The organism is Coxiella endosymbiont of Amblyomma nuttalli, from assembly GCF_018107685.1.
GTDB lineage: Bacteria > Pseudomonadota > Gammaproteobacteria > Coxiellales > Coxiellaceae > Coxiella.
In genome coordinates this window covers 493,908-517,131 of sequence record NZ_CP064834.1, presented here as the reverse complement: position 1 = coordinate 517,131, position 23,224 = coordinate 493,908, and the positions used below count along the sequence as shown (strand labels likewise).

Below are 23,224 nucleotides of genomic sequence, written 5' to 3'. Positions count from 1 at the left end.
CATCAAGTAACGGTAAGTTCCACCGTGAGACCTTAATTCTAACAGTAGCGTGAAAGATCACAAAAAAAATGAAAATTTCCAAATTTCTGTCCGATCCATCAAATTATATCAACCACTATTTTTACTTAGTAAGCAAAAAATTAAATCTTCCGTTGAAAAAAAATTCCTTCATATTGATCTATTCGAACAAATAAGTTCAACTAATGAGTATTTAAAAACTATTAAACATTCAAATAAATTACATATTTGCACTGCTGAAATGCAAACTCACGGCAAGGGTCGTTTTAAAAGAAAATGGTATTCGCCTTTCGGACAGAATATTTATTTATCGTTAAAATATCTTTTTAATAAAGATATTAGCGCATTAACCGGTTTAAGTTTGGTTTGTGGAATGGCAGTTTGTAATGCGATTGAAACTGTCTGCCACATTCCTAAAGATATTTTGATGAAATGGCCGAATGATATTATCTGTGATGATAAAAAACTCTCTGGGATTTTAATTGAAATTATTGAAACAGAAACACATGGGTCGTGTTCTGTTATTATTGGTATTGGACTCAATGTAAATATGGACACTGACAATGATAATTGGACTTCAATTAAAAAATTGACAGGCTTCTACCAAGATAGAAATCAGCTTTGTTCTGCTCTTATCAATCGATTAGTCGACAATCTTTCTCGTTTTGAAAAAGAAGAATTTAATCCGTTTTTGACGCTTTGGAAAAAAAGAGATTATTTGTTTAAAAAACAGATGCGACTTCGATCTGGTCAACGGGAATTCTATGGAGAAGGCGTTGGAATTAATGAAAAAGGACACTTACTATTACAACTATCAGATGGTTCTCAAAAAGTTTTTTCTTCCGGTGATACTACATTACTGAAGTAATCACTGAAGTAATCTTCTGCCTTGTCTCCACGTGGTAACACCGCTAAACAAGAGGCTCTTATTTGGTTCTTCAATGTCTCAATATTTTCAGCAAGTACTGACATATCAGGTTGTAAACAATTAGCTACCCACCCTACCAGCGGAATTTTAGCTTGCCTAATCGCTGCTACCGTTAAAAGTGCGTGATTTAGGCAACCTAACCGGATACCTACCACTAAAATCACGGGGATATTAAGTAATTTCACTACATCAGACATTAATTCTTTTTCATTTAATGGAACAAACCAACCTCCAACACCTTCAATAACAAATACATCGGCTGGTATTCTAAATGTTCGATTTATTATGTCTACCACTTTATGTTTTTCAACAGATTGATTATTTAGCTGAGATGCGATATGCGGCGCGATAGGTGCTTCGAAAGCGAAAGGATTAATATATTCATAAGCTTTTTTAATTGAAGAAACTTTTTGTAAAGCAAGCGCATCTTTATTATAAAGCTTATGATTTATCCGGTGACAACCAGACGCAATAGGCTTCATTCCGAAAGTAGAAAAACCTTCATTATTAAATTTTCGTAGCAGTGCTACACTCACATAAGTTTTCCCAATCCCGGTATCAGTGCCAGTAATAAAAAATTTAAATGCCATATTCACACTCCATGATCTATTGCATTGCTTAAAGAGTACAATAGGAAAATCAATTGTCTGACTTTTAGATGATGGATTTTTTTACAATAAAGAAGCCAATTCGATAAGTTAATTGAGTATTTTTTATCCGACGAATCGAGAGTAACCCTTTTTCTCTCTTGCTATGAATCAAACAATTAGCGCCTATATTTTTAATAGAACGAATCGTTTCTATCGGTGTATTAAATGCCTCAACAAAATTTTCTTCCCGAAAAGAAGAAATTTCAAAACCAGTGTCTTCTAACAAATCGACAATGGATTGTGAATCTAAAAAGTAATTTCGATAATCATTTTTTAGCTCGTGGAAAGTACCTTGCAATGGAATTGAAAAAGCCATTACACCGAAATCTGCTAGTTGCAAAAACGATGTCGTTAATGTGTGCTTTAAATCTAACGCCCACTGAAATCCCATATTACACACGAGTAACTGAAAACAATTTTTTAAAAAAACGATGTCATCAAAATCAGCTAAAATAAAAACAACCTTAGAACCTAATTTTTTATTTTTAGCCTTTGCCAAAAGTTTATCGCTAAAATCAATAGCGTAAAGTGTTCTACAAGAAAATGCATTCATAATCTCCTGTGTGCTAATGCCAGTACCACAAGCAAAATCAGCGATAACATCGTGTCGGAAACTTAAATTTTTCAGTTGCTTTAACAAATTTTTACAAACTTCACGCTGAATAAAACTGTATGTATCATAGGTATCTGATGCATTATTAAATGATTGTTGAATTCTAACTTTTATATCATTCATCGTCGTTTATAAATTGAGTTAATTGTTCTCTGCATTCCGCTTCGTGAGAAATGAAAATCATATGCCCTCCTTTTGAAATCGAATAGATTTTAGTACGATTATTAAGGCGCATAAGCTTCTCAGCATTAAGTTGCACAATCGCGTCTTTTTCTCCAATAAGATAAAGTATGGGAATTTCAATAGATCTATATAATTCTCTGATATCTATCGAAAATAAAATTTCTAAATATTTTATGAGATAACTTTTATTTGCCTGCCAATCAATGGAGTGTTTAATTAGCAATGTTTTATAATAAACCGTAGTATTAGGATAATTAACTAGAAACAAAAAATAGTCGAACAAACATGTGATATTATTTTTTGCAAGGTTCAAGAACTTAATAGCTTCATTTTTTCTGATACCCTTCCATCCTTTATCTTTAGCAAACCGAGGTGAACTTGACAACAAAATTAATTTTCTAACTTTTTTAGGAAAAAGCGAGGCCAATTTAATAGCTATTAAACCACCTAAAGACCATCCTATTATAATACTGCCATTAGTGATATTCATAACTAAACGCTTTACGATCAAATCGAGTGTTAATTCATTCAAGTGAGGTAAGTCGATTAAAGTAAAATCACTACAATAACAAGAACTTTCTTTTATCAAATCCGCTCTAAATCCCCATCCGGAAATAAATAAAGTTAGTGATTTTTTTAACATATTTTCAACATAATAGCAAAGCAAGCTGTTGCACTAATTGACTAATTTGTTCTTTGGTATGAAAACAATTAAAAGAGATCCGAATTCTAGCTGTTTTTTCAGGCACGCTGGGTGGACGTATACAAGAAATAAAAAAACCCTTTTCCATCATTTTTTTTTGGATAATTTGCGTTTTTTTATTATCAGCAACAAGTAGGCATTTAATAGGTGTTATCTCAGTAGAAATGAGCACGAGTCCTTTTTCATGGGCTTGATGAATGAAAAATTGTATAATTTCATTAAGCCAATCCCGACGCCAACTTTCTGTTTGAATAATTTCAAGCGATTTTAAAGCGGCGGAGGAAATAGCAGGCGGTAAAGCGGTGGTGTTCCGATAAGTTTTTGAAAACTGCAGAACGGCCTCCATGAGATCTCTCTGACCAGAGACCATAGCACCAGCACAACCAAACGCCTTGCCTAAAGAAGCGATTAAACAAGGCACTTCTGCTTGACTGAGCCCCCAATAATCACTGCTACCTCCCCCATTTTTACCTAATACTCCAATACCATGGGCATCATCAACAATTAATATGGCGGGAATGGTGGTAAACAATTTAATCATAGACGGCAATATTGCAAGGTCACCTTCCATACTGAAATTACCTTCCGTCACTATGAAATCCGGTTTTTTTGCATGTAACAAAAACTTAAAATGAGCAAGATCATTGTGCCTATAACGATAATGCTTTGCCTTGGAAAGTTGAATGGCATCTAACAAAGATGCATGACAAAGTTTATCTGAAACAACAACACTTTCCCGATTTAATAACGAGGTTATAGTCCCTAGATTTGCCATATACCCCGAACTAAAAAAAACAGCTTGATCACGATTTAAAAACGCGGCGAACTTTTTTTCCAATTCTTGTTGTGACTCAAAATAACCAGCAATCAACGCAGAAGAAGCACTACCAGCACCATATTTCTGTATACCTTTCATTAATGATTCTTTTACTGCTGGATGACTAGCTAAACCTAGATAATCGTTACTGCAAAAATTTATACAAGATTCACCATTAACTTTAATCCAATTATCCTTCCGCTCACTAATAATCACTTGTCTCCGCAAAAGTCCATCTTGCATGTACCGGTCTAATCTATTTCTAATCTTCGCCAATAGCATATTTTATACTGCTATCGGTACAGGTGTTTTAAATCCCAATCGATTTAATAAATCAATATCACAACTTCGCTCCGGATTTTTTGCAGTCAATAATTTATCCCCGCAAAAAATGGAATTTGCACCAGCCATAAAACACCAGGCTTGAAATTCATCACTCATATCTTCCCGACCTGCCGATAGACGAACCATTGAATGAGGAAACATAAGTCGCGTTACCGCAATAGTTTTTATAAATTCAAACGAATCCAAAAGACTCACGTTTTCTAATGGAGTCCCTTTCATAGAAATAAGCTGATTAATGGGTATGCTCGTCGGAGGCTCAGATAGATGATACAACTGCATTAGTAATGCAATTCTATCATCCCGCGTTTCCCCCATGCCCAAAATGCCACCGCAACAGACGTTAATACCCGCTTCCCTCACGTATTTTAGTGTATCAATCCGGTCTTGATAAGTACGAGTCGTAATAATCTTTTTATAAAACTCAGGAGAAGTATCTAAATTATGATTATAAAAATCTAAACCTGCTTCCTTTAATTGCTCCGCTTGTTCTTTACCAAGCATTCCTAATGTAACACAAGTTTCCAAGCCCAAGGATTTAACAGCTTTAATCATTTCAAGTACTTTTGGCAAATCATCTTTGGGTGGACTCCGCCAAGCAGCGCCCATACAAAAGCGCTTCGCACCTTCCTTTTTAGCTGATTTGGCCTGTTCAAGAAGAGCTTCAAGATCAATTAATCTTTCCCGTTTAACATCCGTTCGATAATGTCCACTTTGCGTACAATAAGCACAATCTTCTGGACATGTACCTGTTTTAATACTCGAAAGCGTACAAAGCTCCATTTCAGTTACTTCAAAATTCATTCGGTGCACCGTATATGCTTTAAAAACGAGTTCAAATAAGGGTAGTTTAAATAACTTGGCAATTGACTCTTGATTCCAACCGTTTTTCATAAAAAATCCTTCCGAAAGATCCATCCCAGAGATTAATCACGGGACTTATGGTTATACATAGCTACTTGTTAAGTTAGTTACTTGTTAAACACAGAAATTCTATGATAATCTTCACCGTAAGTCAACTGTTTAAAATTCAAGGTTAATTTCCTATGATAAAAGAATTACTAAACTTAGATTCACAATACATCTGGCACCCTTGTTCTCAAATGAAAGATTACGAACAGTTCAGTCCTCTCATTATCAAAAGTGCTACTGGCAGCTATATCGAACTCGCCAATGGAAAAAAAATTATTGACGCTATTTCCAGTTGGTGGTGTAAATCATTAGGTCATGGTCATCCAAGATTAAAGAAAGCGTCGCAACAACAAATAGAAAATTTTGAACATGTTATATTCTCTAATACTACTAATCAAATTATTATCGAACTATCACAACAATTAGCCTCACTAATAACCGATTTAAATAGAGTATTTTATGCAGGTGACGGCTCCTGTGCCATTGAAATTGCTATGAAAATGAGTTTGCATTCAAGAATTATTAAGGGCGAACAACAACGAACAAAATTTATTGCTTTACACAATGGTTATCATGGAGAAACTATCGGTGCTTTGAGCGTAAGTCATGTGGGCATTTATCGTACACCTTACACGACAATGCTATTCGAACCTTATTTTATTACATCAATCCCTTACGTATTGAATACTCAAGATCCTCAATGGAACGATTGTTCTGACCAGTGGAAAATTATCGAACGCTCCTTAGAGCCCTACGCTGAAACTGCAACAGCTATACTCATTGAACCAATCGTTCAAGGCGCCGGTAATATGAAAATTTACAGTCAAGATTTTCTATCTCGTTTATCTCGATGGGCCAAAGCTAATCATATTCATTTAATTGCCGATGAAATCATGACTGGCATTGGCCGAACTGGAAAAATGCTAGCTTGTGAGCATGCTAAAATTGTGCCTGATTTTATTTGCCTTTCAAAAGGGCTCACTTCGGGCTGGTTACCTTTTAGTGCTGTACTGACGCATAACGAAATCTACCGCGTTTTTTATGATGATTATCAAACAGGAAAAGCATTCCTGCACTCTCATACTTATTCCGGCAATGTATTAGCAGCAAGTATTGCTCTTGAAACATTAAATATTATTCGTGAAGACAATATTTGTGAAAAAGCTACTTTCCTTGGTGAGATCATGCTCCAAAAAATGGATGCAGTGGCACAAAAAACCGGTCAATTAATGAATGTAAGGGGTATTGGTGCTTTAGTTGCCGCTGATTTAATCCCTGATCCCACTCGTCCTCGTCTAGGCTATGAAATTTATCAGGAAGCTATCAATCAAGGTGCTTTACTTCGTCCGTTGGGAAATACTATTTATTGGTTACCTCCGTTAAATAGCGATTTTAAGCTCATTGAAGAATTAGAAAAGATTACAACCAGCGCAATTTTAACGACCAAAAATCGACCTCGTCAAAAATGAGTTAACCAATAAAATGCCTTCCTGCAATCTATACTGAAGAAATTAAATTGTAAGAAACTGCGGCAATAGGTAGTATTAAGGGTTGGTCCATGGCAATTTATCACGTAACTGCTGAGGCAAAAGCTGCGTTTGTAGTTGCGTATTTTATGACGTATCCACTCTCACTCTCATTGTAACTTTAGGCGAAGACGTGCTCTGAAGTAAGATAGATTGCTTTCATTGCTTTATATTTAAAATTTATTACACCAATTTTTCTTGGGAATAGCTCTAACTATTTTAATAGAGCATCATCAGCCACCATATCGCTATAACGGAGAGGGCGGGATTCGAACCCGCGCAGGCCGATAAAGGCCTCAGCCGATTTCGAGTCGGTGCCGGTTGACCACTTCGGTACCTCTCCAAAGAAAAGTTATTGTATAGAATTAGATATACAATTCAAGAGATTGCTATGTAAAAGTACAGAGTTTGCAAACGAAAGAGATACTACTGAAGAGGAATTTTCAAACGATGCGCGATTTTTTCATAGGACTCGACAACTCGACCGAGATCTTTTCGAAAACGATCTTTGTCGAGAGATTTTTTTGTTTTAGCATCCCAAATGCGACAGGAATCAGGGCTGATTTCATCACCTAAATAAACTTCTCCATTACTGATGCCAAATTCATATTTGGCATCTACTAAAATCAAGCTAGCATTTGAAAATAAAGAAAAAAGAATACCATTAATTTTTAAAGACAACATTTTAATTTGATCAAGATAATTTCGCGTTGCCCAATTAAAACTTAATACATGATCTTCAGTAACCATTGGATCATGTAAGGCATCATTCTTCAAAAATAATTCATATAAAGGTGGATTTAATTGAAGTCCACTTGTGACACCCAAGCGATGACATAAACTGCCCGCTGCAATATTTCGGACTACGCATTCAAGTGGTATCATTTTAAGTTGTCGTACTACGGCGGCTTGAGGTGGAATTATTCTCTCAAAATGTATTGGAATACTAGCCTCTTTTAACATCTGCATAATATGGGCATTAATTTGGTTATTGACCGTTCCTTTTCTTGCTAATTTCTCATGTTTCTCACCATCAAATGCCGTTATATCATCTCGAAATTCTATAATCAAAAATCCCGGATTTTCCGTTTCATATACAGATTTAGCTTTACCGCTATAAAGTAATTTTTTCTTTAAAAATATCATGGCACTCATTTAAATTTATACGAACTATTGCCAACTAAACAGCAACATCTTCTATATTTGCTGCGAATGCTTTTAGCAGTTAATTAATCTTTAATTTAAAGTTATTTCTGTAATTGTATATGTATAGTACACGGTTACGTATCTATAGTACACATTTAACGTAATACGAGTTAATCTATAATACGAGTTAATCGTATTGGTTTCGATGATTAAATCGTTGTAAATTACTGCCAGGTGGAACTAGCGAAGGAGGTGTTATAGTCATAATTGAAGTAGAATCATTTGGCACTGGATAATAATTTTTGCTTGTTTTGAATTTTATATCTACTGGTATAACCATGGGATGCACTGTTTGAGCATGAGTAATATAACTTAAATGTTGTGCAGTACAACCAACAAGAAAAACTACTATCACAGCTACCAAAGTCATCATTAAATATTGCACACTCATCGGCTTTATCTTAAAAATTTTAATTCCTACTTAAATTTTAATGCCTACTTGTCGTAAAGCTTGTCGCACATTATCGTGATATTTCTGACTTAACGACATCAAAGGCAAACGCATAACATCAGATATCATATTCATTTGTGATAACGCCCATTTCGTTGGAATTGGATTAGATTCAATAAACAATGTATTATATAGCGGTGATAATTCTTTGTCATACTGTCTTGCCAACTTGGCATTACCTGAAACTGCTGCCATACACCATAGATGAGATCTTTTCGGCACAATATTAGCAACTACTGAAATTACTCCCTTACCTCCCGCCAACATAAAATTTGTCGCTGTTTTATCGTCCCCACTCAATAAATCTAACTGGTGTGTAGCTTGTAGTAATTGAGTAATTCGTTCTATATCGCCACTTGCTTCCTTAACTCCTACAATATTGTGATATTTCGTCAAACGAAGTATCGTTTCAGGCAAAATATCAGAAATAGTCCTTGAAGGAACGTTATACAGTATTTGAGGAATAGACACGGCTTTTGCAATTGATTTAAAGTGCTGAAAAAGGCCTTCTTGAGTAGGTTTGTTGTAATATGGTGCCACTAGTAAGGCGGCATCAGCACCTAATGCCATTGCTTGCTGCGTCAACTCAATACTATAATTGGTTGAGTACGTGCCCGTTCCCACAATGACTGGAATTTTTCCGTTGACTTGATTAACCACTTGCCGAATAATTCTTGTTCGTTCGTTAGGAGTAATTGTTGGAGATTCGCCCGTTGTTCCTAAAACAACAAGGCCATCGGTACTGTTGTGGACATGCCATTCTACCAGATTTTTAAAACTCTCATAATCAATTTCACCATTAGATTTCATTGGGGTAACGACAGCGACCAGACTTCCTTCAAACATACGCCTTGCCCTCTTTTTCTTAAGTCTATGCTAACTTCGTAATGATCGCAACGAATCTATGATCAACGAGAAGTGATGACACCAACAAAACTTACAGTTTTTTGAAAAGCCACTACGAGATTTAATCCTTTTGGAAAGTTATCAAACATATGAATCATTGCGATTGTCGCTATTCTTGCGTTGTATCCCTAATTAACCAACTAACCTGTTATTCTTGCATGCTATCTGGTAATCAACTAATTATTTAACATCATGTGATGAAAACATTTAGCTGCGTTTTAATTAAGGCGGCCGTGTCTTAAGGCAAGACAATAGGTAGTTAATTTTAAAATTTTAAATTTCGTGCCATCTAGATCTAACCGAAAACGAGAACGAAAATTAGTGTCAAAAAAATTTAATATTTTTAATATTTTTTAATATTTTGTCCTCAAGATAGTGCAAAAACTTATTGCGCCCTGTAATTGACGAATAGCGATGTAATCCCTGATAAATAGATTACACAGATTACACCAAATTCAAGTAGTCATTAGCACAAATGCTCTCCTTTTCCATTGCCCAATTTAGGTCTCAAGCCAATTTAATTGATTGGTTCAACCAAACATTTGAGCGCATTTTTCCTGAAAAAGAAAATAGCGATATAGGCGCTATTCCTTATACTCATTCCATAGCAACTCAATCTCCCGGAGAATGTAATATCAACTTTTATCCATTCGTCAATGCACATGCAGGAGAGGAAGCTCAACAAATTGTATCTATTATTCAGTCTTGTTACCAGAAAAACCCTAACATAAAAATCGCTATTCTCGTTCGTTTACGTTCTCATCTTCAAAAAATCATCCCTGCTTAATGCTAAATAGTGTGCCTATAAGTCCCGATTGTATAAACATGCTTTCTTTAAAACTTATTGTTATCGGGCACCCATAAGTTCTTGTGAACTGGTTAAATGGTTCAATACCCTACCTAATTATCTCTCTCAATTTTATTTTTTATATAATATCTTCTAATATCTCCTAACATCTTCTAGAATCTGGTATTATGTCATACGTACTATGATGGATTGCCAATCGATACTAATAATAACGGGAGCCTCCACACTCATTACACTTAGTGTGGGTATCTTAATTTGCTTTAACGTTAAACGACAATATCAAATACATCAAGTCATCACTCAACAATTAATGCTTATCCAGCATCGTTTAAAGCAATTAGATGAACAACGACACTTTATGCAAGTACTGATTAATCAACAACAAAAAGAACAAAACGAACAGCGACAACGGTTTGATGAGTACCAAATAAAGAGTTTAAAATTGATTCAAGATAGTTTATTGCAGGTTATGCAAAATATCCGTGAGCAAGTAAATACGGCGTTAATTAGTCACGCCGAAAATCTTGGTAAACGGGTGGATAAATTAACTAATGAAACTCAACAGCGACTTCAGGAAATTAGCGGCCAAGTGGATCGTAAATTGACAGAAGGATTTGAAAAAACAACAACAACTTTTACCGACGTAGTTAAGCGATTGGCTATTATCGACGAGGCTCAGAAAAAAATTACGGAACTATCGAACAGTGTCGGTAGTTTACAAGAAGTACTGGCTGATAAACGTTCTCGTGGTGCTTTCGGAGAAGTGCAATTAAATAATTTAATTCAAAATATGCTGCCAAAATTACATTACGCTATCCAACATACATTAACTAACGGTAAACGATGTGACTGCATTTTATTTTTACCAGAACCAACTGGGAATATTGCTATCGATGCAAAATTTCCGCTTGAAAGTTATCAACAACTCCATAGCCATTGTATCACCGATAATAAGCGTCTTCAAGCAGAAAAACAATTTCGACTAGATATACGCAAACATATTCATGATATTGCTGATAAATATATTATTCCCGGTGAAACTGCGGATGGTGCTGTGATGTTTATTCCTGCGGAAGCGGTCTTTGCAGAAATTCATGGCAATTATCCTGAATTAATAGAAATGGCTCATAAATCTCGTGTCTGGTTAGTATCTCCCACCACTATGATGGCTATTCTTACTACAGCACAAGCCGTTCTTAAAGACGCAGCAACACGTAAACAAGTACATATTATTCAAGAGCATTTAATCATGTTAGGAAAAGATTTCGATCGTTTTCAAAAACGAATGAACAACTTAGCTAAACATATTCACTTAGCCAATGAAGATGTTACCCAAGTTCATAAATCTTCCCAAAAAATTGCAGGACGCTTTAATAAAATTGAAAAGGTAGAATTGGACAGAGAAGATAATGAACCAGTTTTGCTTGAATAAAAAAGCCAGGAAATAACATCTGGCTTTTCCGATAAGATTCGATAAGACAATTTTCATCCGTGAGTACGTTTACAATGATACTTACCATGATGAGAATAACCCATTTTTACTTTTTTACAAGCAGGGGAACTTAAATGGGCTGGTTGCTGTGGAGTACACCCGCTTAAAATAACTGCTGCAACAAGAACCGAAGCAATAACAACACCTTTTTTGCTCATAATCTGATCCTTTTCAAGGTTAAATGAATTAAGCCACCCAAAAATTTTAGGGTGATTTTCAAGGAAATGCAAGTGCACTTTCACTTATATTATTACATGTCACTTGCACAAAACTCCTGGATAGTAATATCATGGAGACAAACAGATGATCATCTACTTTGTATTATTCTTGTAGTGCTTGTAAAAAGATATCAAGATAGACTCTAAATAAGATGTTAAAACATCTTGACTCGACAACAACAAATCCAGGTACAAATTTTAGATAACTTCCTGCCATGCAACCATTTTCATCATAATACCATAATAATACCATACATACATAAGTTAGATCATAAGCTGTTTTGGACATGACCGTCCGTAATACAAATATTCTAATTTTTGTCGTAATAAACCCAATCACAAAACCCCTATCTGTAACAATGCTAATATGGTTAATTTGACGCAAGGATATATTGACACACAATTAAAATTATCGTTCTATAATATACTGGCTGCTAAATCAAATAGCTCACGAATTGCTACAAATAATATAGCAAAGTCTTTTTTTTCCACATTTCGCATGGCTGCTAGAATATTTTGCCAACGCTGGATCATCGGTTCGTGTTCAGTAAACCACTCATTAATCTTTCCTGGAATGCTTCGTGCTTTTGTATCCAACAATACACGCACAGTTAACTCACGCTGGAGATAATCTAAATCTCCTTTATAACCCGCTCTCGCCAGAACAGCCCAGCGATCACTCACTGGATAAGTATTAATTTTTTCACGAAACCAAAACAAATCTAACCGATCCACCAACATAAAATAAATCTTCGCTACCCGAAACACTTCTTCATGATAAGAAGTTGCTGCTTCAATAATATTAAGCGCATGAAAAAGCGATGGCATACCAGCGATACGAAGTGCTAATTCCGCAGGTACATGCTGCTCTATTAACGATTTCTGTTGATCATTCATGGCTTGTTTATCGGCACCCAATAGTAGTTTAGGCAAGCGCGAATAAATCGCACCAACATAGTCTGAAAAATGATTGATGGTAACTGCAATATCTAGTTCACCACGGTGATGTCGCAATAGCCAACGTGACGCTCGCCGGATTAACCGAATTGCTTCTACGTTCATTTGATATTGGACTTTTGTTTCTATTTTATAGTCTAGCGTATCAATATTCGTCAATAATTCTTCTACTTGAAATATTTTTATTGCTGTAATAAAGGCGCGCATAATTGATGGTATGGAAACCCCCAATTCATCCTGCATTTGATAGAGAAATGGAATACCCATCATTGAAATCAATCTATTGCTAAGTTGTGTGGCGATAATCTCTTTTGATAGATAATGCGCTTTCATATGCTTACTAAATCGACGACGCAAAGGAGTTGGAAACACATCTGCTACATATCTAGATAAATAAGAGTCCTCCACCAAGCTTGAAGCTTTGACTTGAGCTTTTAAAATAATCTTACTATAGGCCAACAATATACTCAATTCAGGTCGAGTTAATCCTAAACCCGCTGCACGACGTTCAAGCAACGTTTTGTCATCTGGCAAAAATTCCAAGCTTCGATTAATTTTTCTTTCTTGCTCAAGTACATCAAGAAAACGCTTATTCAATTCAAAATCACGTACGGCTAAATAAGAAGCCAAGCTAAGCGTTTTATTCTGAAAATAGTTATCTTCCAATACCAATCTTGCCACTTCGTCTGTCATACTCGCCAACAATTCATTACGCTGCTTTTCTGTCATATTGCCCTGAGCAACAATATAATTGAGTAAAATTTTGACATTGACTTCATGATCAGAACAATCTACACCAGCAGAATTATCAATAAAGTCCGTATTGATTTTTCCACCATTTAGTTCATACTCGATCCGGCCCAGTTGCGTAACTCCTAAATTTCCTCCTTCACAAATAACACGCGAACGGATATTTTTTGCATTCACTCTTAAATTATCATTACTACGATCACCTACATCGATGTTTTTTTCCTGACTAGATTTGATATAGGTGCCAATACCACCATTCCAGATCATATCTACTGGCGCTTTCAAAATGGCGCGAATTAATTCATTCGGCACCATGATATCTTTTGTAACTTGTAATAATGTCTTAATTTCAGGTGAGAGTCGGATAGCTTTAAGCATTCGCGAATAAACACCCCCACCCTTGGACAATAACGCCCGATCATAATCGTTCCAACTAGATCTCAATAAATGAAACAATCGTAATCGTTCGTTATAACTCGTTAATGGTACAGGATCTGGGTCTAAAAAAATATGTCGATGATCAAAGGCAGCAACCAATTTTATCTGATGCGAAAGTAGCATACCGTTTCCAAAGACATCTCCACTCATGTCGCCAATGCCAACAACTGTTATTTCTACTTCGTCTAACTTAATGCCTAAATCCTGAAAATGTCGCCTTGCAGCTACCCAAGCACCGCGCGCCGTAATGCCCATTTTTTTATGATCGTAACCTGTAGAACCACCAGAAGCAAACGCATCACCCATCCAATAACCTTTTTCAATAGCAACATCATTTGCTATATCTGAAAACGTGGCCGTCCCTTTATCAGCGGCCACCACTAAATATGGGTCAGATCCGTCATAGCAAATCGTACTTTCAGGCGAAATAATTTGACCATCTTTTAAATTGTCGGTCAAATCTAACAAACCACTAATAAAATTTCGGTAACAAAAAACTCCCTCTTGCATTACTTCTTCACGATATGCATCCAGATCTAAAGACAGTCGTTTAGGCAAAAAGCCACCTTTAGCACCAGCAGGAACAATAATTGAATTTTTTACTTGTTGGGCTTTCATTAGACCCAATATTTCTGTACGATAATCTTCCCGTCGCTCTGACCAACGAATCCCTCCTCGTGCCACTTTAGCAGCCCGTAAGTGCACCCCTTCAAATCGAGGAGAATAAACAAATATTTCGTATTTAGGTAGAGGTAATGGCATATCCGGAATTTTCGAAGGATCAAACTTAAATGAAAGATAAGGCTTGGGATTACTGTCTCGATCCACTTGAAAATAATTAGTGCGCAATGTAGCATGAATCAATGCCAGGTATTGTCGTAAAATACGGTCTTTATCAAGAACGGCCACTGTATCTAGTTCTTTTTGAATTTTTTCTTCAATTGCCTCAGCTTCTTTTTTTACCATCATTACTTGTTGTGGATCAAAATAACATTTGAACAATTCAATAAGTAATTGTGCTACTTTCGAGTTATCAATTAACGCATCAGCAATATAACCTTCACTAAAGGTAAAACCTACCTGACGGAAATACTTAGTATATGCCCGAAGAACAGAAATTTCTCGCCAAGTTAGTCCTGCTCCTAAAACCAATTGATTTAAACTGTCATTTTCTGCCACGCCTAACCAGATTTTTTCATAAGCTTCTTGAAAAAAAACTTTAACAGTTTCAATTTCAAACCTAGATTCCTTAGCATAAGCCATTAAAAAATCATTTATCCAAACCCTACGTCCATCACGAAAAATTAACTCATATGGCTGTTCACCAATAATCCGCAAACCCATATTTTCCAGCATAGGTAAAGCGTCAGATAAAGGAACTGTGAAGTCAGAGTGAAATAATTTAAATCGAATGACGTCTTTTGCAACCCCATGTGGACGATAAATATTCATACCTAATTGGCTTAACTGAGACAGTTTTTCAATATGCTCCACGTCATAAACTGCTTGTTGAGGAGGAAATTCCTCTCGATAACTCGAAGAAAAGGCATATCGATAACGATTAAAAATATCATTTCCATATTCTTCGCCGAAATGTTCAAGTGCATACTTATAAAATTCATCCTGCCAGGATTCACCAACTTTAACGAGTTTTTTTTCCAACTCCTTGACATTATATTCAAGCGAACGCCGAGGGTTAATGCGAATGACGAAGTGAATACAAGCTAATATAGATTCTGAGAAATAAGTCGTAAAAGTTACATTCAAGCCATGAAATGTTTTAACCAAAACATCTTGCATGCACTTCACCAAATCCGTTGTAAAATTATCACGTGGTACATAAACTAGACACGATACAAAACGACCGTAAATATCTTTACGAACAAATAAACGAATGTGACGACGTTCTTGTAAATGTAATATTCCCATTGTCCAATCGAATAATTCATCTGTAGTTGCATGAAATAAATCATCACGAGGTAATGTTGCAAGAATACGTTGTATATCTTTATATCCATGACTTTTAATAGGTAGTTTCGAACGTTTTAGAATAGACTCTACTTTGGTACGAATAATTGGAATGATGCAAGGATCAGATCGATAAACATCGGAAGTATAAAGACCAATAAAACAACGCTCGCCGATTAACTGTCCTGTTTTCTCCTTAAAACGTTTGATACCAACATAATCCACGTAAGCCGGTCGATGAACTGTTGACATCATATTGTTTTGCAATCTAATTAGTATTTGATTAGTTGACAACACCATTTTACGCGCAGACTTTGGTAAATCAGCATACCGTCGAAACATCTTACTATGAGTATAGTCACGCAAAATGCCTAATCCAGAATTAGGTATCAAGCGTAATGCCGACTCTCTTGCTTCATCTACCATTTCATAGTCACGAAATCCTAAAAAAATAAAATGGTTGTCAACCAACCAATTTAAAAATGCTTTTGTCTCTTTAATTTCATCGGGTTGTTGCAGCATTTTTTCCGGATTTAATTCATCAATGGTCTCATACATACGTTCTTGCATTAAACTCCAATCTTCGACAACAACGCATACGTCCTTTAAAACACGACGAATATTATGCTGAATATTAGATAATATTTTAGGATCCGTTTGGCGATCCATTTCTATATGGATAGGCGCTTCAAGTATACAGTCTTTATGATGTTCGGTATGATAAGCTAAAACATCATCAATTTGATGCTTTTGATTGCGACAAACTTTAATACCACCAATATGGATCATTAAATGTATCGTTAAACCAAGACGATTAATTTCCATGCGAATAGAATCAATCAAAAATGGCATATCAGCCATTATGATTTGAATAATTGTATGGGTAGATCGCCAACCATCTCGCTCATATTTAGGATTAAAAACATGAATCTTTACTTCGGATGGTTTACGCTGCAGCATTAATTTCCATTCTGAAATAGCGGCGCCGTATAAATCTGGAACAGAACGTTCCTGCATGTCTTCCAACGCCATCGTACCATAAAAAAATCGAATAAATTTAGTCAATAACACAACTTTATCTTTAGATAATTGCTCTTTAGCATAAACAATAACTTTCTCAATTACCTCTTCCACCGAGATGGAAAAATGGTTCTGTGTCACAGTTTGCTACCTCTATCATGATTCAAAAAACGATTTTCGAAGACATAACGCTGCTCTCAAAAAAGGTGTTTGTTGCATTTAAGGTAAAATTAAACTAGCATACGAATGAGTCCGATTGTGTGACCATCGCTTAAATATTTCATCAATCGATCCCATTCTATCACGTCCGTTATGCGAGTACATATATGGATGAGCTTAAACAAAGATCGGTTGCCGAAATATCATCCACGATATCTAGAAACGATCATCAAATGTGTCAATTTGACTCATTACTCTAGGACACTCTTTAAATTAAAAATGATGTCGTTGTTCACAAATTTAGCAGATGTAGTAAACGAGTTTTTGTGTTTTTCACATTATCTATACTAAAACTGTCGGCAATGATCTAGAATAAGAAACTATTATGCAAATCGTTAACTTGTAAATTGCGTATACAGAAGCTAAACCTTCTGGTTCTTTTACAATTTCAATAAGTAACTGTATGGGCATGTTATCAAAAAGAGTTTAATCTTATTGATAACATAATAATAAATGCAATAAATTGAAAAATTTTTTAAGATTCTATGCTTTTTTATTACGCTTTAGCTTTATATTAAAAAGTTTGACACCTCTGCTAATATCAATATAGAGCTATAAGCAATCTTGTTGAATTAGAAGAAACTGTAATGAAAATTGTGTGCAGTATACAGCAAATTATGCCTACATTGGATCAAGACACTATCGTACTTACGGCGAGTAGCCATCTTAGTTATCACCTTAAACAGCAGTACGTGCAATACGAAGCCAAATCTAACAACAAAAAAAAACGATCCATCCCCATCATTATACCATTAAATGAATGGATTTCTCAATGCTGGCAGCATTGTCAGCAAACTTCCGAAATTCTATTGAGTGATTTTCAGGAATACTTACTATGGCGAGAAATTATTCCATTTACTAAAAATACATCAAATTTAATCAAAGAAGCTTGGCAATTGATGAAAGCATGGAATTTATCCTTAAAGGATTTAGAAAAAGAAGCTAATGGTGAAGTACGGCATTTTATACAATGGGCACTACAATTCGAAACCCAATTGAAGAAACATCACTGGATAAGCAATGCTGAATTGCCGAAACGACTAGAATCTTTAACTGCTCATTTAAAATTACCTAAGCAAATTATTCTGGTGGGTTTTTATAACTTAGCGCCGTCGATTCGGCAATTTTTAGAGGTATTAGCAAACAATGCCGTTCTTTCTGCTTCTTCTTCTAATAAAAGCGGAAATTCGGAAGTCTGCGTTAGTTATTGTGTTCCTCTTGTAACAAGTACTACAAAGCAATCACAGAGTATTTATCAGATTCATTTACAAGACAAGGAAAATGAAATTCAAACTATGGCAAGATGGGTACACGCACAGTGGATTATCAATCCCGCTAAAAAAATTGGCTGTATTATTCCTAATCTCACTTATAACCGTTCTCAAATTCTTCGTCTTTTTATGGAAGTATTCCATTCTGATAAACTATTTAATATTTCGTTAGGTGAACGTCTAACAAACATTCCTCTTATCAAAACTGCACTCGACATTTTAGAGCTAAATTACTCATGCATTGATATTATCCAACTGGGAGTTGTTTTTCGTTCTGCTTACATTAACAGTACTGATGATGATGCTTGCCTTGCTGCAATGTTGGACGTTAAATTAAGACAACTAAGGCAATGGAAAATCTCCCCTCGAACGTTTACCTATCATCTCAGTCAATTAAACAACTATTTTCAGCATTCAACACTAAACATGCGTTGTCAACAATGGTTTGGCATCGAACGCTCTACCACGCCAAAATATCCTAGCACATGGGCACAACAATTCACTACCGAACTTTTAGCTCTCGGATGGCCAGGACAACGAACACTAAATACCAAAGAATATCAGCAACACGAAAGATGGAGACTACTTCTTGAAGAATTTACTGCACTCGATTCAACAACTACCTATCCCTGTACACGAAAACTTGCCCTCCACCTATTAAGACAGCTTGCACACCATATATTTTTTCAACCCAAAACAGAAACAACTTCTATTCAAATCCTAACCTTATTAGAAGGTGCTGGAGAAAATTTCGATAAAGTATGGATGATGGGTCTCAATAATAAAAACTGGCCGCCTTTTCCGAAGCCTAATCCATTTTTACCACTCGACATACAAAAACGACATCACATGCCGCATTCGTCTGTAAAACATGAAATCAATAATGCCATGCAATTGCAGCAACAGTTATTGCATAACACGCCTACAGTCATTTTAAGTACTGCCTTACAAGAAGGTGATTTTCAATTATCCCCCAGTTCACTCATTCGTCAATTTCCTCTAATAACACTTGAAGAATTACAACTCCCACCTTTGCAGACAGTTGACGAAAAGATATTTAATGCTACAACAACTGAACGAATTGTCGATCAAACAACCCCGCTGCATGATAATGAGTTTGTTAGAGGAGGAAGCGGTTTACTACAAAGTCAATCTGTATGTCCTTTTCAAGCGTTTGCCAAAATCCGCCTACAGGCAAAACCGCTAGAAGAACCACATCTAGGATTAAGTAATATCGAACGTGGAGATTTTTTGCATCGCCTCCTCAATCTTATATGGAAAAAAATTAAAGACTGGCATACATTACATAACTATTCTAATCAAGAACTAGAAACGCTTGTTGATGAAACCATTAATCGTGTTTTCAAGAAAAAAAAATATTCCCGGTCTATTTTTATTCGTATAGAAAAAAAACGTATTAAACAACTCATTAAAAAATGGTTAATTTTTGAAAAAAAACGTGAACCTTTTATGGTAGCCCAACGAGAAACTACGCGCCATATAAAAATTGGTTCACTTAATTTACAGGTACGCATTGATCGAATTGATGTTATCGGCAACAACCAATTCCTGATTGACTACAAAATGAGTAATAAAAACAGCCCTAATGCTTGGCTAGGCGATCGTCTGAAACACATTCAGCTCCCACTTTATTGCACTTTTGCAGCACTTGATGTCAAAGGAATGGCATATGCAGAAATGAGTAGTAAAAAAATGCAATTTACCGGATTAATTGATTCCCAAGTAAAGACTTGCTTTAGGGATATCACGGTTTCTCCTAAACCTTGGGATATATTAATGAAAAAATGGAGAATTTTGTTACACCAATTGGCGATTGATTTTTCCAGTGGAAAAGCAGATGTTAATCCTTTAGACGCAGAAACTTGCAAATATTGTGAGCTAAGCACATTATGTCGCATTGGAGAAACGGATGACTGATCAAAAAATTCGAGAACAGATACTGGATCCCAAGCAATCATATATCGTTCAAGCACCAGCAGGTTCAGGTAAAACTGAGTTATTAATCCAGCGCTTTCTTCTACTACTGACCGTTGTAAAACTGCCTGAAGAAATTGTCGCTATAACTTTTACGCGCAAAGCCGCAGCCGAAATGGGAAACCGGATCACAAAGATACTTGAAGAAGCACAATATCAGCTGAAATCCACGAATCATCATCAACTATTAACACAGACATTAGCGAAAGCTGTTCTTGAGCGAAATCAGAAATATGAGTGGAAATTGGAAATTAATCCAAATCGCTTACGTATTTTTACTATTGATGCTCTCGCTCATCACATTGTTTCACAAGCGCCAACTTTATCCGGCTTCGGTGTACCTCCTTCAACGGTTGAAGCAGAAGAAGCTGACCTACTATATCAACAGGCTGTTGATGCATTGTTACGTTCAAGCAAGCATAGTAACCTTATCGAACAATTGTTATTACATCTTGATAATAAAGTATATTCTCTACAAAAATTATTAATTCAGATGATTAAATGTCGGGATCAGTGGTTACCGCACATTATCACGCACCGTCAAAATTTAAATATCGTTAAAAAAGAATCAGAAAGTGCACTAGAAGCTGTTGTCCTTGATATTTTAGAGTCGGCAAAGCTATCGTTAGAAAAAAGTAACTTAAAATCACCCCCTATTGCAATTGATGCTATTCCTGAATGGAAAACAATGGCAAATCGGCTCATCACTAAAAAAGGTCAATGGAGAAAAAGACAAACATTGGTCATCAAGCCAACGGAAGAATTAAAAGAAATACTTAATGAAATAAAAAACTCTCCTCCAGTAAAATACGACAATGAACAGTGGATACTTATGCAAGCTCTAATAATTTTGCTTCCTTTTCTTGTTGCACAATTAAATGTAATTTTCCAAGAAAATGAGAATGTCGATTTTATAGAAGTGACCTTAGCTGCGCTCCGTGCTTTAGAAAATGGAAATCAACTGTCTGATTATGCTATACAATCAGACACTGAAATTCACCATCTATTGATAGATGAATTTCAAGATACTTCCACCATTCAATTTCATCTGATCGAAAAACTAATTTCGGATTGGCGGCCCAATGAAGGTCGAACACTTTTTCTAGTGGGTGATCCCATGCAATCTATTTACCGCTTTCGGCAGGCAGAAGTTAGCTTATTTCTAAAAGTAAAAAATGAAGGCATCGGTGCTATTCGACTAACATCAGTGACTTTGTGCAATAATTTTAGGTCTCAAGCCAATTTAATTGATTGGTTCAACCAAACATTTGAGCGCATTTTTCCTGAAAAAGAAAATAGCGATATAGGCGCTATTCCTTATACTCATTCCATAGCAACTCAATCTCCCGGAGAATGTAATATCAACTTTTATCCATTCGTCAATGCACATGCAGGAGAGGAAGCTCAACAAATTGTATCTATTATTCAGTCTTGTTACCAGAAAAACCCTAACATAAAAATCGCTATTCTCGTTCGTTTACGTTCTCATCTTCAAAAAATCATCCCTGCTTTACGAAAATCAGCCGTTCCTTTTCAGACAGTAGAAGTTGAAAACTTTGCCAAATGCACAGAAATCCAAGATTTGCTCGCGCTAACGCGCGCATTACATCATCTAGGCGATCGCATTGCGTGGCTCTCTATTTTACATGCTCCCTGGTGTGGTTTAACTTTGCGTGATCTGCATGTCCTATCACATTATGCTGGCGAGAGACCGCTATGGGTAGCCATAAAAAATGCTAAAGAAATTAAGGCGTTAACATCAGATGGAAGAAATCGTATTGCTCACTTTTTTTCTATTTTATCTAATGGGTTGTCCAATCGTGAACGACTGCCCCTTTCTGTATGGATCAAAGATGTATGGTCTGCTTTAGGTGGACCAGCCTGTCTAAATGATGTAACTGAACTAGCCAATGCTCATACTTATTTTCGGATCCTAGAAACTATGGAAAATAAATTTACGTTTCATCGCTTAATGCAAAAACTTGGACAATTTTACACGCGAACTTACAAGCCTGGAATAAATGCTGTTCAAGTCATGACCATTCATAAAGCGAAGGGACTTGAGTTTGATTGCGTTATTTTACCAAGTTTGGAACGTATACCTAAGCGCGAAAATGACTGTTTGTTACGATGGATTGAACGACCTACTGTTACGTTACCTTTAGGTATAAAAAATCATCTTATTTTCGCTTTATTTAAAGCCACTTCACAACATGTAGATTCTATCTATAATTACGTTAAGAGAATAGAAAAGAAAAAAACGAATAATGAAATTATTCGTTTACTTTACGTCGCCACAACACGTGCTAAAAAAGAACTGCATCTTTTAATGAACCTAAATCGAAAAGATATAGACAAATCGCTTAAATTACCTGACCAGAATAGTTTTGCCGGAATTTTATGGCCTATTTATCAACTAGAGATCAAAAATACTCTTATTTTATCCGATAGAAAACAGGGACCAGTCTTCGAAGAAAAACCTAAAAAATTGCTACGTCGACTATCTAATGACCGTTTTTGTTTTATAGCTTGATCTGAGTCAATCGTATCACGCACCCTTATCAGATATTGCTTAAGACAATGCTACCATTACAATACATTTATACTTTTTGGAATATTCGTATCAACAAGCTAATGAAAATGCTATACTCAACTAGTACCTTTGATCTATGCTATGTTACATAACGCTGTTTATTTCAATATTGCAGCAAAAAGTCCTATCAGATCAGAAACAAAAACTGTAAGTATTGAGCTGATACTGTGTAAGCAGTAAGGAATTATAGCACTGTCGATAATCGGAAACCTATAAACCTAAAGGAAGGATGCAATTAGC

Annotated in this window: 16 protein-coding genes and 1 tRNA gene; 6 read left to right on the top strand and 11 right to left on the bottom strand. The window is 35.8% G+C overall.

Annotation, left to right across the window (positions count from 1 at the left end; all coding sequences use genetic code 11):
* Positions 1-49 precede the first annotated feature (49 nt).
* Positions 50-886 carry a biotin--[acetyl-CoA-carboxylase] ligase gene (locus CEAn_RS01895; RefSeq protein ID WP_211923556.1) on the top strand — a complete coding sequence of 279 codons (837 nt, stop codon included), beginning with the start codon at positions 50-52 and terminating at the stop codon, positions 884-886.
* Here CEAn_RS01895 and bioD read toward each other — a convergent pair.
* The 5 genes from bioD to bioB form a co-directional block, all read right to left on the bottom strand.
* A complete protein-coding gene (gene bioD, locus CEAn_RS01890) occupies positions 844-1,536 on the bottom strand; it encodes a dethiobiotin synthase (RefSeq protein ID WP_211923555.1) in 693 nt (230 codons plus the stop codon). The two genes, CEAn_RS01895 and bioD, sit on opposite strands and share 43 nt — an antisense overlap.
* A 64-nt stretch (positions 1,537-1,600) precedes the next feature.
* The gene (locus CEAn_RS01885; protein WP_211923554.1) at positions 1,601-2,332 is read right to left on the bottom strand and encodes a methyltransferase domain-containing protein; all 732 of its coding nucleotides are present in this window, start codon (positions 2,330-2,332) and stop codon (positions 1,601-1,603) included.
* The gene (locus CEAn_RS01880) at positions 2,325-3,035 is read right to left on the bottom strand and encodes an alpha/beta fold hydrolase (RefSeq protein ID WP_211923553.1); all 711 of its coding nucleotides are present in this window, start codon (positions 3,033-3,035) and stop codon (positions 2,325-2,327) included. The genes CEAn_RS01885 and CEAn_RS01880 overlap by 8 nt, the downstream gene beginning before the upstream one ends.
* 4 nt (positions 3,036-3,039) lie before the next feature.
* Positions 3,040-4,155, bottom strand: a complete 1,116-nt coding sequence (locus CEAn_RS01875) for an aminotransferase class I/II-fold pyridoxal phosphate-dependent enzyme (protein WP_244670036.1) — start codon at positions 4,153-4,155, stop codon at positions 3,040-3,042.
* 42 nt (positions 4,156-4,197) lie between these two features.
* Entirely contained in the window at positions 4,198-5,148 is a 951-nt protein-coding gene (gene bioB, locus CEAn_RS01870; protein WP_211923551.1) for a biotin synthase BioB, read from the bottom strand.
* Positions 5,149-5,300: 152 nt separating this feature from the next.
* On the opposite strand from bioB, the gene bioA reads away from it, so the two are divergent.
* Positions 5,301-6,635, top strand: coding sequence for an adenosylmethionine--8-amino-7-oxononanoate transaminase (gene bioA, locus CEAn_RS01865; RefSeq protein ID WP_211923550.1), 1,335 nt, complete (start codon positions 5,301-5,303; stop codon positions 6,633-6,635).
* A gap of 311 nt (positions 6,636-6,946) precedes the next feature.
* Here bioA and CEAn_RS01860 read toward each other — a convergent pair.
* The 4 genes from CEAn_RS01860 to dapA form a co-directional block, all read right to left on the bottom strand.
* Positions 6,947-7,035 (bottom strand) — tRNA-Ser (locus CEAn_RS01860).
* A gap of 83 nt (positions 7,036-7,118) precedes the next feature.
* A complete protein-coding gene (gene purC, locus CEAn_RS01855; RefSeq protein WP_211923549.1) occupies positions 7,119-7,838 on the bottom strand; it encodes a phosphoribosylaminoimidazolesuccinocarboxamide synthase in 720 nt (239 codons plus the stop codon).
* A gap of 187 nt (positions 7,839-8,025) precedes the next feature.
* Positions 8,026-8,289 carry a hypothetical protein gene (locus tag CEAn_RS01850; RefSeq protein WP_211923548.1) on the bottom strand — a complete coding sequence of 88 codons (264 nt, stop codon included), beginning with the start codon at positions 8,287-8,289 and terminating at the stop codon, positions 8,026-8,028.
* A 30-nt stretch (positions 8,290-8,319) separates the two neighbouring features.
* The gene (gene dapA / locus CEAn_RS01845) at positions 8,320-9,195 is read right to left on the bottom strand and encodes a 4-hydroxy-tetrahydrodipicolinate synthase (RefSeq protein WP_211923547.1); all 876 of its coding nucleotides are present in this window, start codon (positions 9,193-9,195) and stop codon (positions 8,320-8,322) included.
* 535 nt (positions 9,196-9,730) lie between these two features.
* Here dapA and CEAn_RS01840 point away from each other — a divergent pair.
* Both CEAn_RS01840 and CEAn_RS01835 read left to right on the top strand, forming a co-directional pair.
* Positions 9,731-10,042 carry a 3'-5' exonuclease gene (locus tag CEAn_RS01840; protein ID WP_244670035.1) on the top strand — a complete coding sequence of 104 codons (312 nt, stop codon included), beginning with the start codon at positions 9,731-9,733 and terminating at the stop codon, positions 10,040-10,042.
* Positions 10,043-10,247: 205 nt separating this feature from the next.
* The gene (locus tag CEAn_RS01835) at positions 10,248-11,495 is read left to right on the top strand and encodes a DNA recombination protein RmuC (RefSeq protein WP_211924152.1); all 1,248 of its coding nucleotides are present in this window, start codon (positions 10,248-10,250) and stop codon (positions 11,493-11,495) included.
* Between the two features lie 53 nt (positions 11,496-11,548).
* Here the strand turns inward: CEAn_RS01835 and CEAn_RS01830 are convergent, their stop codons facing one another.
* Positions 11,549-11,713, bottom strand: coding sequence for a hypothetical protein (locus CEAn_RS01830; RefSeq protein ID WP_211923546.1), 165 nt, complete (start codon positions 11,711-11,713; stop codon positions 11,549-11,551).
* Positions 11,714-12,190: 477 nt separating this feature from the next.
* Positions 12,191-17,047, bottom strand: coding sequence for an NAD-glutamate dehydrogenase (locus tag CEAn_RS01825; RefSeq protein ID WP_211924110.1), 4,857 nt, complete (start codon positions 17,045-17,047; stop codon positions 12,191-12,193).
* 665 nt (positions 17,048-17,712) lie between these two features.
* Here CEAn_RS01825 and CEAn_RS01820 point away from each other — a divergent pair.
* Together CEAn_RS01820 and CEAn_RS01815 are read left to right on the top strand one after the other, a co-directional pair.
* On the top strand, positions 17,713-20,334 hold the full coding sequence (locus CEAn_RS01820) for a PD-(D/E)XK nuclease family protein (protein ID WP_211924109.1): 2,622 nt from the start codon (positions 17,713-17,715) through the stop codon (positions 20,332-20,334).
* The gene (locus CEAn_RS01815; RefSeq protein ID WP_211924108.1) at positions 20,327-22,924 is read left to right on the top strand and encodes a UvrD-helicase domain-containing protein; all 2,598 of its coding nucleotides are present in this window, start codon (positions 20,327-20,329) and stop codon (positions 22,922-22,924) included. The genes CEAn_RS01820 and CEAn_RS01815 overlap by 8 nt, the downstream gene beginning before the upstream one ends.
* Positions 22,925-23,224: the final 300 nt, after the last annotated feature.

Coding starts and splice junctions, on each gene's coding strand:
- bioD (WP_211923555.1), bottom strand. CDS start 1,536: ATGGCATTTAAATTTTTTATTACTGGCACTGATACCGGGATTGGGAAA.
- CEAn_RS01885 (WP_211923554.1), bottom strand. CDS start 2,332: ATGAATGATATAAAAGTTAGAATTCAACAATCATTTAATAATGCATCA.
- CEAn_RS01880 (WP_211923553.1), bottom strand. CDS start 3,035: ATGTTAAAAAAATCACTAACTTTATTTATTTCCGGATGGGGATTTAGA.
- CEAn_RS01875 (WP_244670036.1), bottom strand. CDS start 4,155: ATGCAAGATGGACTTTTGCGGAGACAAGTGATTATTAGTGAGCGGAAG.
- bioB (WP_211923551.1), bottom strand. CDS start 5,148: ATGAAAAACGGTTGGAATCAAGAGTCAATTGCCAAGTTATTTAAACTA.
- bioA (WP_211923550.1), top strand. CDS start 5,301: ATGATAAAAGAATTACTAAACTTAGATTCACAATACATCTGGCACCCT.
- purC (WP_211923549.1), bottom strand. CDS start 7,838: ATGATATTTTTAAAGAAAAAATTACTTTATAGCGGTAAAGCTAAATCT.
- CEAn_RS01850 (WP_211923548.1), bottom strand. CDS start 8,289: ATGAGTGTGCAATATTTAATGATGACTTTGGTAGCTGTGATAGTAGTT.
- dapA (WP_211923547.1), bottom strand. CDS start 9,195: ATGTTTGAAGGAAGTCTGGTCGCTGTCGTTACCCCAATGAAATCTAAT.
- CEAn_RS01840 (WP_244670035.1), top strand. CDS start 9,731: ATGCTCTCCTTTTCCATTGCCCAATTTAGGTCTCAAGCCAATTTAATT.
- CEAn_RS01835 (WP_211924152.1), top strand. CDS start 10,248: ATGGATTGCCAATCGATACTAATAATAACGGGAGCCTCCACACTCATT.
- CEAn_RS01830 (WP_211923546.1), bottom strand. CDS start 11,713: ATGAGCAAAAAAGGTGTTGTTATTGCTTCGGTTCTTGTTGCAGCAGTT.
- CEAn_RS01820 (WP_211924109.1), top strand. CDS start 17,713: ATGAAAATTGTGTGCAGTATACAGCAAATTATGCCTACATTGGATCAA.
- CEAn_RS01815 (WP_211924108.1), top strand. CDS start 20,327: ATGACTGATCAAAAAATTCGAGAACAGATACTGGATCCCAAGCAATCA.